Raw genomic sequence first — 11,249 nt, forward strand, 5'->3', positions numbered from 1 at the left:
GTGTTCCTCAGATCTCTAACGGCACATCGGTCGCCGCCACTCTAAGGCGTAGCAAGGGCCCCGTACGAGGAAGCTACGGGGCCCCGGCGCCGCGACCCGGCCGCCCGGCCGGCCTACATCCCGGCGATCAGCTTCTCCACCCGGTCGTCCACCGACCGGAACGGGTCCTTGCACAGCACGGTGCGCTGCGCCTGGTCGTTGAGCTTCAGGTGCACCCAGTCGACCGTGAAGTCCCGGCGCTGCTCCTGGGCCCGGCGGATGAAGTCGCCGCGCAGCCGCGCACGCGTGGTCTGCGGCGGCACCGACTTGCCCTCGAAGATCTTGATGTCGTTGCAGATCCGGGCGGCCTGGCCCTTGCGCTCCAGCAGGTAGTACAGGCCCCGGCGGCGGTGGATGTCGTGGTACGCGAGGTCTATCTGCGCCACCCGCGGGTTGGACATGGTCATGTTGTGCTTGGCGCGGTACCGCTCGATGAGCTTGTACTTCATGACCCAGTCGATCTCGGTCTCGATCCGGTCGAGCTCCTCGGCCTCGATCGCGTCGAGGGTACGGCCCCACAGCTCCAGCACCTGCTCGACCGTGCCCGTACGGATCCCGCGGCGCTCGACGAAGTCGACCGCCTTGTCGAAGTACTCGCGCTGGATCTCCAGCGCCGAGGCCTCCCGGCCGCTCGCCAGCCGGACCTTGCGCTGACCGGTGATGTCGTGGCTGACCTCGCGGATCGCCCGGATCGGGTTCTCCAGCGTGAGGTCGCGCATCACCGTGCCCGCCTCGATCATCCGCAGCACCAGGTCCGTCGCGCCGACCTTCAGCAGCATCGTGGTCTCGGACATGTTCGAGTCGCCCACGATGACGTGGAGCCGGCGGTACCGCTCGGCGTCCGCGTGCGGCTCGTCGCGGGTGTTGATGATGGGCCGGGACCGCGTGGTCGCGGAGCTGACGCCCTCCCAGATGTGCTCGGCCCGCTGGCTCACGCAGTACACGGCGCCGCGCGGGGTCTGCAGCACCTTGCCCGCGCCGCAGATGAGCTGCCGGGTCACGAGGAACGGGATGAGAATGTCCGCGAGCCGCGAGAATTCCCCGTGCCGCGCCACCAGATAGTTCTCGTGGCAGCCGTACGAGTTCCCCGCCGAGTCCGTGTTGTTCTTGAACAGGTAAACGTCGCCCGCGATTCCCTCCTCGTGCAGGCGGCGCTCTGCGTCGACGAGCAGGCCTTCGAGAATGCGCTCGCCCGCCTTGTCGTGGGTGACCAGTTCGGTCACGTTGTCGCATTCGGGAGTTGCGTATTCCGGATGCGAACCCACATCGAGATACAGGCGGGCGCCGTTCCGCAGGAAGACATTGCTGCTGCGGCCCCATGACACGACACGGCGGAAGAGGTAGCGCGCCACTTCGTCAGGAGACAGTCGGCGCTGTCCCCTGAACGTGCACGTGACGCCGTACTCGTTCTCCAGCCCGAAAATGCGGCGGTCCATGTCTGAACATTACGCCTTCAGCCGTGCTCGCAAACCGGGTTCGGCGGCGGCGTTCCGATCATTTTCGGATCAGCCCGCGGAAACGCCCGCCTCCGGGCCCACCGGCTCCTGCGCAGCCGGGCCCGCCGGCGAGCCCGCGACCCGCCGTGCCCGCCCCGGACCGCCCAGCACCCGCTGAGTGCCCATCAGGACCAGGAACGCCGCCGCGCCTCCGGCCACCGCCACGCCGAAGCTCGCCGCCGTGCCCGCCAGTTCCACCACCGGGCCGGCCGCGGCCGTGCCGATCGCCGCGCCCACCCCGAAGAAGGTCACCAGCCACGAGAAGGCCTCCGTCACCGTGCCCGCCGGCGCGTGCCGGTCCACCACGACGAAGGCACAGGCCAGCGACGGCGCCAGGAACACGCCCGCCAGCGCCGAGAGCGCCGCCATCGGCACCGGCCCCGGCGTCAGCAGCAGCGGCACGTACCCCAGCGCCAGCAGCCCCACCAGCACGGTCAGCCGGCGCTCCGCGGAGCCGGCCCACTGCCGCGCCCCGTACGCCACCCCGCCGACCAGGGCACCGAGCCCCAGCGCGGCCATCAGCCAGCCGTACACCGCCTGGCCGCCGTGGTCGTCGGCGTACGCGACACCCGCCACGCTGATCGAACCCAGCGCCGAGCCCACGAAGAAGAACGCCGCCAGCAGGGCCAGCAGCCCGCGCGACCGCAGGGCCCCCAGCCAGTGCGCCTCGCGCGGCTCCGAGCGCCACGTGCGGGCCGGTTCTGACGTCACCACGGCCAGCGCGCCCAGCACGCCCAGCACGTTGATCACCATCAGCGCGGCCGCCGGGGACCAGACCGCGACCAGCAGCGTCACCAGCAGCGGACCGACCGTGTACATGATCTCCTGGGCCACCGCGTCCATCGCGTACGCGGCGTGCACCTTGTCCTCGCGGCCGCCCAGCACGCTGGGCCACAGCGCCCGCAGACCGCCCTCCAGCGGCGGCGTGAAGAGCCCGGCCACGATGGCCGCCACGTACGCCAGCACCAGCGAGCTGGTCCCCGAGAGCGCCAGCACCCCCATCGCGAACGCGGAGACCAGGGCGGCCGGCAGCTGGATGCGCGGCTGCCCGTACACGTCCACGGCCCGGCCCAGCAGCGGCTGGCCGGCGGCCGTGGCCAGGCCGTACGCGGCCGCCAGGGCGCCGGCCAGCGTGTAGCTGCCGCCCTCGGCGCGGATGAACAGCACGATCGCGATGTTCGCCGTGGCGGTGGGCAGCCGGCCGACCAGCGTCCCCGCCAGCAGCCGTGCCGCGTGCCGCGTCCTGAGGAGTTCCGCGTATCCCGCGGCCATGTGTGCGTCCCTTCCGCCGGGAACACCCCCGGGGTTTTACGTATAACGTCTCCCGTTATACGTACCATGACGGCAGCCGCGGGTCCACCTCGCGCACCCCACCACCAGGCACGACGGAGGCACGACGTGACGAGGCCCACCAGCCGGGACGTGGCCGCCCACGCCGGCGTCTCCCAGGCCACCGTCTCCCTCGTCCTCGGCGACAAGTGGACCGGACGCGTCTCCCGCCGCACCGCCGACCTCGTCCGCGCCGCCGCCGAGGAGCTCGGCTACCGCCCCAACCTCGCCGCCCGCAGCCTCCGCCTCGGCACCACCCGCACCGCGCTCCTCGTCGTCCCCGCCCTCACCAACGAGTTCTTCGCCCGCGTCTACACCGGCGCCGCGGCCGTCGCCGCCGAACACGGCTTCGGCGTCGTCCTCTACCCCTCGCCCGACGGCACCGGCCCCGCCCGCGACCCCTTCGCCTCCGCCCGCGCCGCCCTGGACGGCGTCATCGCCTCCTCCATGGCCGCCGGCGCCCTCGAAGCGATCAAGGGCGCCGACCTCCCCCTCGTCATGCTCGACAGCGACCCCGCCGACGGCGCCGCCGCCCACGTCAACCTCGCCATCGCCGACGGCGTCCGCCAGGCCGCCGGACACCTCCTCGGCCTCGGCCACCGCCACCTCCTCCACCTCGCCTCGGCCATCGACACCTGGACCTTCCGGGTCCGCGCCCGCGCCCTCGCCGACACCCTCCGCGACACCCCCGGCACCCGCCTGCACACCGCCCGCGCCCCGCTCTCCGTCGACGCCGCCCGCGCCGCCGTCGAGACCGCCCTCACCGGCGCGGGCCCCGGCCGGCCCACCGCCGTCGTCTGCGACGACGACATCCTCGCCGCCGGCGCCTGCAAGGCCGCCCGCCGCCTCGGCCTCCGCGTCCCCGACGACCTCTCCGTCACCGGCTACGACGACCTCTCCCTCGCCACCGCCGTGGAACCCGAACTCACCACCGTCCGGCTCCCCGCCGAACAGGTCGGCCAGGAGGGCATGCGCGCCCTCCTCGCCGTCCTCGACGGCCGCCCCTGGGAGACCCCCGAACTCCCCGTCGACCTGGTGGTACGCGGCTCCACGGCCCCGCCCCCGGCCCGCTGACCCGCCGCACGCACCCGGTCCCGCGGGCCCCACGACCCGGCCCGGCCCGTCCCCGGACACGACGGAGCCCCGGCCGCCCATCGCGACCGGGGCTCCCCCGCACTCACACCACACGGGCCACCGCGGCTACTCGGCGTCCTCCGGGTCCTCGTCCTTGGACACCGCGTCCGCCTGGACCTCGGCCGGCACCTCAGGCTCCAGCAGCCGCGCCAGCTGCCGGCCCCGGATCCGCTTGAACTTCCGCTGCTGGGTCCGCGTACGGTCCAGCACCGCCACCTCCAGCCGGTCTGCGGGGATCTCCCGGTCCGCGCCGTTGGCCTGGTTCGACAGCGCCTGCACCGCCAGCTTCAGCGCCTCCGGCAGCGTCATCCCGTCACGGTGACGCTGGTCGAGGTAGCTGCTGATCTGCTCGGCGTTGCCGCCGACCGCGACCGAGCCGTGCTCGTCCACGATCGAGCCGTCGTGCGGCAGGCGGTAGATCTGGTCGCCCGCGGCGGTGGTGCCCACCTCGGCGACGACCAGCTCCACCTCGTACGGCTTCTCCGCCGCGCTCGAGAAGATCGTGCCCAGCGTCTGGGCGTAGACGTTGGCCAGCCCGCGGGCCGTCACGTCGTCGCGGTCGTACGTGTACCCGCGGAGGTCGGCGTAGCGCACGCCGCCGATGCGGAGGTTCTCGTACTCGTTGTACTTGCCGGCGGCCGCGAAGCCGATCCGGTCGTAGATCTCGCTGAACTTGTGCAGCGCGCGGGACGGGTTCTCACCGACGAACACAATGCCGTCGGCGTACTGCAGCACGACAAGGCTGCGGCCGCGGGCGATGCCCTTGCGGGCGTACTCCGCCCGGTCGGCCATGGCCTGCTGGGGTGACACATAGAACGGCGTCGACACCGGCTATCCGTCCCTTCCTTCTCAGTGACGAAATCAGTGACGAACGGTCAGAGCAGCGCGGCGCGCGGCCCGTCGGGCTCCTGGAGGCGGCGGTCGGTCACCCGGCGGGCGATCTCCGAGGACTCCTGGTCGGTGAGGCGTCGGAAGCCCTCGTCAGTGATGACGGTGACGATCGGGTAGATGTTCCGGTACAGGTCCGGCCCACCCGTCGCCGAGTCGTCGTCGGCGGCGTCGTAGAGGGCCTGCACGACCAGCGTCGTGGCCTGCTCCTCCGTCAGGTCCTCGCGGTACAGCTTCTTCATGGAACCGCGGGCGAAGATCGAGCCGGAGCCGGTGGCGGCGTAGCCGTGCTCCTCGGAGCGGCCACCGGTCACGTCGTACGAGAAGATCCGGCCCTTCTCCCGGCCCTCGTCCCAGCCGGCGAACAGCGGCACCACGGCCAGGCCCTGCATGGCCATGCCGAGGTTGCTGCGGATCATCGTGGAGAGGCGGTTGGCCTTGCCCTCCAGGGAGAGGGTGGCGCCCTCGACCTTCTCGAAGTGCTCCAGCTCCAGCTGGAACAGCTTGACCATCTCGACGGCCAGGCCGGCCGTGCCCGCGATGCCCACCGCGGAGTACTCGTCGGCCGGGAAGACCTTCTCGATGTCGCGCTGGGCGATCATGTTGCCCATGGTGGCGCGGCGGTCACCGGCGAGGACGACGCCCCCCGGGAACGTCGCGGCCACGATGGTGGTGCCGTGCGGGGCCTCGACGACGCCGTCCGGCAGCCGCCGGTTGCCCGGCAGCAGGTCCGGCGAGTGACTCCCCAGGAAGTCCATGAAGGACGAGGACCCCGGCGTCAGGAAGGCTGCCGGCAGACGCCCTGTGCTGTGAATGTTGGCTTCCACAGGTTTCCTTCCACGTATGCGGCTGCACGCCCGATGACGTCCGGCCGATCCTTGAACTGGCCAATGCGGCATTGCAGCTGAAGCAGAGTTACGCCTCGGACCTTACCCGTCCGATGATCGCGATCAACATGTTCCGGGATTGCATCGGGGCGGACGGACCGTCCGGCACGGTGGCCTCGTGGTGCCCTGGGGCCGGCCACGCGCTCGCGGACGACTCCGCCCACCCCGATCTCGGATTCGAAGGCTTCGCGGCTCAGGCGGCCGCTACTCGCCACCCTTTTGCACGAAGCTCCGCACGAAGTCCTCGGCGTTCTCCTCGAGCACGTCGTCGATCTCGTCGAGGACGGAGTCGACGTCGTCCGAGAGCTTCTCCTGGCGCTCCTTGAGGTCGGAGCTCGCTTCCGCGGTCTGCTCCTCAACCTCTTCGGTGGAGCGCGTGGCCTTCTGCTGCCCGCCGCCGGTGTCCTTGGTCGCCATGTCTACCTCACCCCGCTACTCGGTTCGAGATCTCAAGATCAGACCCTGCTCAGACCCTACAAGGAGGGTCCGACTTTCGGTCCCGTACTTTTCGAAGGTCCGGGAGTCTCTTCCATGATTCCCGGACGCGCCGGCTTTCAGCCGCGATCGGCTGCGGTCAGCCGCCGGACAGCACCCGGACCAGGTCCTCGGCGGTCCGGCAGCGGTCCAGCAGTTCCTTGACGTGGTTGCGGGTACCCCGCAGGGGTTCCAGGGTCGGCACCCGCTGGAGCGAGTCCCGGCCCGGCAGGTCGAAGATCACCGAGTCCCAGGAGGCCGCCGCGACGTCGTCCGCGTACTGCTCCAGGCAGCGGCCCCGGAAGTAGGCCCTGGTGTCCTCCGGAGGCTTGCTCTCGGCGCGCTCCACCGCGTCCTCGGTCAGCAGGCGCTTCATCTTCCCGCGGGCCACCAGGCGGTTGTACAGGCCCTTGTCGGGGCGTACGTCCGAGTACTGGAGGTCCACCAGGTGCAGCCGGGCCGCGTCCCAGTCGAGGCCGTCCCGGCGGCGGTAGCCCTCCAGGATCTCCCGCTTGGCGATCCAGTCGAGCTCGCCGGCCAGGCTCATGGGATCGCTCTCCAGCCTGCCCAGCACGTCCTCCCACCGCGAGAGGACATCCTTGGTCTGCTCGTCCGCGTCGGAGCCGAAACGCTCTTCGACGTACTTCCGTGCGAGCTCGAAGTACTCCATCTGGAGCTGTACGGCGGTCAGCGTGCGGCCGCTGCGGAGCGTGATCAGGTGGGTCAGCCCGGGGTCGTGGGAGACCTGGTGCAGGGTGCGCACCGGCTGGTCCACGGCGAGGTCCACGGCGATGAAGTTGTCCTCGATCATCGACAGCACCAGTGCGGTGGTGCCGAGCTTGAGGTAGGTGGAGATCTCGGAGAGGTTGGCGTCCCCGATGATCACGTGGAGGCGCCGGTACTTCTCGGCGTCGGCGTGGGGTTCGTCGCGGGTGTTGATGATGGGGCGCTTGAGGGTGGTCTCCAGGCCCACCTCGACCTCGAAGTAGTCCGCGCGCTGGCTGATCTGGAAGCCGTGCTCGCGGCCGTCCTGGCCGATGCCGACGCGTCCGGCGCCGGTGACGACCTGGCGGCTGACGAAGAAGGGCGTGAGGTGGCGCACGATGTCCGAGAAGGGGGTCTCCCGCTTCATCAGGTAGTTCTCGTGCGTGCCGTAGGAGGCGCCCTTGTTGTCGGTGTTGTTCTTGTAGAGGTGGATCGGCTGGGCGCCGGGGAGCTGGGCGGCGCGTTCGGCGGCCTCGGCCATGATGCGTTCGCCGGCCTTGTCCCAGAGGACGGCGTCGCGGGGGTTGGTGATCTCCGGCGAGCTGTACTCGGGGTGGGCGTGGTCGACGTAGAGCCGTGCTCCGTTGGTGAGGATGACGTTGGCGAGGCCGATGTCCTCGTCGGTGAGCTGGCTGCTGTCGGCGGCCTCGCGGGCGAGGTCGAAGCCGCGGGCGTCCCGCAGCGGGTTCTCCTCCTCGAAGTCCCAGCGGGCGCGTCGCGCCCGGTGCATCGCCGCCGCGTAGGCGTTGACGATCTGGGACGAGGTGAGCATGGCATTGGCGTTCGGGTGGCCGGGGACGGAGATCCCGTACTCCGTCTCGATCCCCATTACTCGCCGTACGGTCATGCGGCCCTCCTTGCCCGGCGGCGCTCCCCTCCGGGAGCGGCGCTCAAGTACCGCTGGTGCTCCGGTGCGTGTGCGGTGCCCGTCCCCGCACTGCGCGCCCGGCGGTACGGAAGAGCCTAGAGCGGCTCCGCGCTGGTGGGGAGATCATTTCAGTCATTGCCGGTGGTCCGTTTCGGGTCGCTGTGGGGGCTTCCCGGGCGGGAATGCAGTCGGCTGCGGGTGCCCCCGTGGAGGGCACCCGCAGCCGCCCTGATTTTCAGAGGTACTGACCGGTGTTCGCCACCGTGTCGATGGAGCGTCCGGTGTCCGCGCCCTGCTTTCCGGTGACGAGGGTGCGGATGAAGACGATCCGCTCGCCCTTCTTTCCGGAGATGCGGGCCCAGTCGTCCGGGTTGGTGGTGTTGGGCAGGTCCTCGTTCTCCTTGAACTCGTCCACGCACGCCTGGAGGAGGTGGGAGACCCGGAGGCCCTTCTGGTTGTGGTCGAGGAAGTTCTTGATCGCCATCTTCTTCGCCCGGTCCACGATGTTCTGGATCATGGCTCCGGAGTTGAAGTCCTTGAAGTACAGGACTTCCTTGTCGCCGTTCGCGTACGTGACTTCGAGGAAGCGGTTCTCCTCGGACTCGGCGTACATCTGCTCGACGACGGTCTGGATCATGCTGGCGACCGCGACCTGGGGCGATCCCTGGTGCTCGGACAGGTCGTCCGCGTGCAGGGGCAGGGAGGCCTTGAGGTACTTGGCGAAGATGTCCTTGGCCGCTTCGGCGTCCGGACGCTCGATCTTGATCTTCACGTCGAGCCGGCCGGGGCGCAGGATGGCCGGGTCGATCATGTCCTCGCGGTTGGAGGCGCCGATGACGATGACGTTCTCCAGGCCTTCGACGCCGTCGATCTCGGCGAGCAGCTGGGGGACGATGGTGTTCTCCACGTCCGAGCTGACGCCGGATCCGCGGGTGCGGAAGAGCGATTCCATCTCGTCGAAGAAGACGATGACGGGGGTGCCTTCGCTGGCCTTCTCGCGGGCCCGCTGGAAGACCAGGCGGATGTGCCGCTCGGTCTCGCCGACGTACTTGTTGAGGAGTTCGGGGCCCTTGATGTTCAGGAAGTAGGACTTCCCGGCGGGCTGGCCGGAGACCTCGGCGACCTTCTTGGCAAGGGAGTTGGCGACGGCCTTGGCGATGAGCGTCTTGCCGCAGCCGGGGGGCCCGTACAGCAGGACGCCCTTGGGCGGCCGCAGTTCGTGCTCCTTGAAGAGGTCGGGGTAGAGGTAGGGGAGCTCGACGGCGTCGCGGATCAGCTCGATCTGGTTGCCCAGACCGCCGATCTTGTCGTAGTCGATGTCCGGGACCTCTTCGAGGACGAGTTCCTCGACCTCGCTCTTGGGCACGACCTCGTAGACGTAGCCGGAGCGGGCTTCGAGCAGGAGGGCGTCCCCGGGGCGGAGGACGGCGTCGAGCAGCGGCTCGGCGAGCCTGACCACCCGCTCCTCGTCGGTGTGCCCGACCACCAGGGCGCGCTCGCCGTCCTCGAGGACTTCCTTGAGGGTGACGATGTCCCCGGCCCGCTCGAATTCCATGGCCTCGACCACGTTGAGCGCTTCGTTGAGCATGACCTCCTGGCCGCGCCTGAGGTCTTCGGGCTCGACACTGGGGCTGACGTTCACGCGGAGTTTCCGGCCTCCGGTGAAGATGTCGACGGTGCCGTCCTCATTGGCCTGCAGGAAGACACCGAAACCGGCCGGCGGCTGTGCGAGCCGGTCGACTTCCTCCTTGAGCGCGACGATCTGGTCGCGGGCCTCACGGAGCGTATTGGCGAGCCGCTCATTCTGAGCGGAAACGCCCGCCAGATTCGTCTGCAGCTCGACGATCCGCTCTTCGAGAATCCTCGTGTGTCGCGGAGAGTCGGCGAGCTTGCGGCGCAGGACGGCGATTTCCTGCTCGAGATAGGCGACCTGGCCGGCGGGGTCGTCGGACCCCCGCCCCGGCCGGATGCCGCGGTTGATGTCGTCGTCGTGGGCTGCCACGGTCCTCACCTCCTCCAAGGGGAGCTGGACGCTTCCTGACCCTACCTGGGCTGGTGGTGATTGAAACCCCTAGATCACAAAGACGGTAGGGGTGTGTCCGATCTTCACCCTTGCGTACTCCCTCACGCCAAGGAAATACCCACCCATCAACATCTGAAAGCGGCCGGTTGTAAGGTCGAACTGTTCAACACCCGTCAGGGCTGGCGCGACTTGCGTCAGGTTGGATCAGAGCGCGCAGGGAAGAGCGGGAGATATGACCGTGCAGCACGAGGTGCCCACGGGGGCGGCCGGCGAGAGCCAGGAGCCCCTGGAGGTCTGGATCGATCAGGACCTGTGCACCGGGGACGGGATCTGCGCGCAGTACGCGCCCGAGGTCTTCGAGCTGGACATCGACGGCCTGGCGTACGTGAAGAGCGCCGACGACGAGCTGCTGCAGGAGGCCGGGGCGACCACGCCGGTGCCGCTGCCGCTGCTCCGGGACGTGGTGGACTCCGCCAAGGAGTGCCCCGGCGACTGCATCCACGTGCGCCGGGTTTCGGACGGCGTCGAGGTCTACGGCCCCGACGCGGAGTGACGGATCACACACCGTCCGGCGTGGCCGGTACCGTGCGCTCCTCCTCCAGGAACTTGCCTCCCGCCCAGCGCCATTCGGTCCGGCGGTGTACGTCGGGGCAGCAGCGGGGAACCTCCGGGGAGGAGTAGCCGAGCAGCTCGGCGCGCACGGTGCCCGCGGTGACCGCGAGCGCGGTCACGCTGCGCCGCCGGGCGGGTGCGAGGAGTGTGGCGACGACCCGGGGGCGGGCCGCCGGGGTGGTGTCGCGGGTCAGGACGTAGATGCCGTGCGGCGGCGTGCCGGAGCCGGCGTCGCAGCGTACGGCGGCCACGGTCTCGGGGCGGCCGTCGCCGTCGAGGTCCCCCTGGGCGCGGGCGGTGACCCTCTCGGGGGCGCCGTGGCAGTCGAGGGGGAAGTCGGTGCCCGCGGGGTCCGGCGCGGCCGCCGCGGGCCCCAGTGCGGCCTTCGGGGTGCCGGCGGCGCGGTCGGGCTGGAGCAGTCCGGCGGTGGCGACGACGGCGGCCATGGCGGCCGCGGTGGCGAGCCAGTGGACCGGCCGGGTGCGGGAGTGCGCCAGTTCCGGGAGTACGGGGTTCTGCACGCGGGGTGTCTCCTGTGCGGTTCGCTGGCCGTGCTGAGGGGGAGCCAGCATCGTGCCACACGTCACACCGGGGCGGAACGGGCGGGTCCACGGGCAACGAAAAGGCGCCGTGGGGGCGGTGGCCCCCGGGGGGGGGGGGGCAGCGCCGGCGGGGGGGGGGGTTTGGGGGGGGCGGGGGGGGGGGCGGCCCCGTACGGGGGACCCCCTCGGACC

11 protein-coding genes are annotated in these 11,249 nt (G+C 70.5%); 2 read left to right on the forward strand and 9 right to left on the reverse strand.

Annotation, left to right across the window (positions count from 1 at the left end):
• Positions 1-113: 113 nt before the first annotated feature.
• Together pafA and ACIQUR_RS20585 are read right to left on the reverse strand one after the other, a co-directional pair.
• Positions 114-1,475, reverse strand: a complete 1,362-nt coding sequence (gene pafA / locus ACIQUR_RS20580; RefSeq protein WP_399947771.1) for a Pup--protein ligase — start codon at positions 1,473-1,475, stop codon at positions 114-116.
• A 69-nt stretch (positions 1,476-1,544) separates the two neighbouring features.
• On the reverse strand, positions 1,545-2,807 hold the full coding sequence (locus tag ACIQUR_RS20585; protein WP_403666022.1) for an MFS transporter: 1,263 nt from the start codon (positions 2,805-2,807) through the stop codon (positions 1,545-1,547).
• 126 nt (positions 2,808-2,933) lie between these two features.
• Here ACIQUR_RS20585 and ACIQUR_RS20590 point away from each other — a divergent pair, with 126 nt between their 5' ends.
• Positions 2,934-3,938 carry a LacI family DNA-binding transcriptional regulator gene (locus tag ACIQUR_RS20590; RefSeq protein WP_403666024.1) on the forward strand — a complete coding sequence of 335 codons (1,005 nt, stop codon included), beginning with the start codon at positions 2,934-2,936 and terminating at the stop codon, positions 3,936-3,938.
• A gap of 126 nt (positions 3,939-4,064) precedes the next feature.
• On the opposite strand, the gene prcA is transcribed toward ACIQUR_RS20590, so the two are convergent.
• The 6 genes from prcA to arc all read right to left on the reverse strand — a co-directional run bounded on the left by prcA (position 4,065) and on the right by arc (position 9,882).
• On the reverse strand, positions 4,065-4,826 hold the full coding sequence (prcA, locus tag ACIQUR_RS20595) for a proteasome subunit alpha (protein WP_403666026.1): 762 nt from the start codon (positions 4,824-4,826) through the stop codon (positions 4,065-4,067).
• A gap of 47 nt (positions 4,827-4,873) precedes the next feature.
• Entirely contained in the window at positions 4,874-5,713 is an 840-nt protein-coding gene (gene prcB / locus ACIQUR_RS20600) for a proteasome subunit beta (RefSeq protein ID WP_403666028.1), read from the reverse strand.
• Positions 5,665-5,988: an endonuclease domain-containing protein gene (locus ACIQUR_RS20605; RefSeq protein WP_403666030.1), complete on the reverse strand. Its 324-nt coding sequence runs from the start codon at positions 5,986-5,988 to the stop codon at positions 5,665-5,667. Before ACIQUR_RS20605 ends, prcB begins: the two co-directional genes overlap by 49 nt.
• Positions 5,978-6,190: a ubiquitin-like protein Pup gene (locus ACIQUR_RS20610; RefSeq protein ID WP_226727284.1), complete on the reverse strand. Its 213-nt coding sequence runs from the start codon at positions 6,188-6,190 to the stop codon at positions 5,978-5,980. Before ACIQUR_RS20610 ends, ACIQUR_RS20605 begins: the two co-directional genes overlap by 11 nt.
• Positions 6,191-6,347: 157 nt before the next feature.
• Complete coding sequence (gene dop / locus ACIQUR_RS20615) at positions 6,348-7,859, reverse strand: depupylase/deamidase Dop (RefSeq protein WP_403666032.1); 1,512 nt, start codon at positions 7,857-7,859, stop codon at positions 6,348-6,350.
• Positions 7,860-8,115: 256 nt separating this feature from the next.
• Positions 8,116-9,882 carry a proteasome ATPase gene (arc, locus tag ACIQUR_RS20620; RefSeq protein ID WP_403666034.1) on the reverse strand — a complete coding sequence of 589 codons (1,767 nt, stop codon included), beginning with the start codon at positions 9,880-9,882 and terminating at the stop codon, positions 8,116-8,118.
• 253 nt (positions 9,883-10,135) lie between these two features.
• On the opposite strand from arc, the gene ACIQUR_RS20625 reads away from it, so the two are divergent.
• Positions 10,136-10,456, forward strand: coding sequence for a ferredoxin (locus ACIQUR_RS20625; protein ID WP_399947787.1), 321 nt, complete (start codon positions 10,136-10,138; stop codon positions 10,454-10,456).
• Between the two features lie 4 nt (positions 10,457-10,460).
• Here the strand turns inward: ACIQUR_RS20625 and ACIQUR_RS20630 are convergent, their stop codons facing one another.
• Positions 10,461-11,036 carry a hypothetical protein gene (locus tag ACIQUR_RS20630; RefSeq protein WP_403666037.1) on the reverse strand — a complete coding sequence of 192 codons (576 nt, stop codon included), beginning with the start codon at positions 11,034-11,036 and terminating at the stop codon, positions 10,461-10,463.
• Positions 11,037-11,249 lie beyond the last annotated feature (213 nt).

This window comes from Streptomyces sp. NPDC101132 (assembly GCF_044759225.1).
GTDB lineage: Bacteria > Actinomycetota > Actinomycetes > Streptomycetales > Streptomycetaceae > Streptomyces.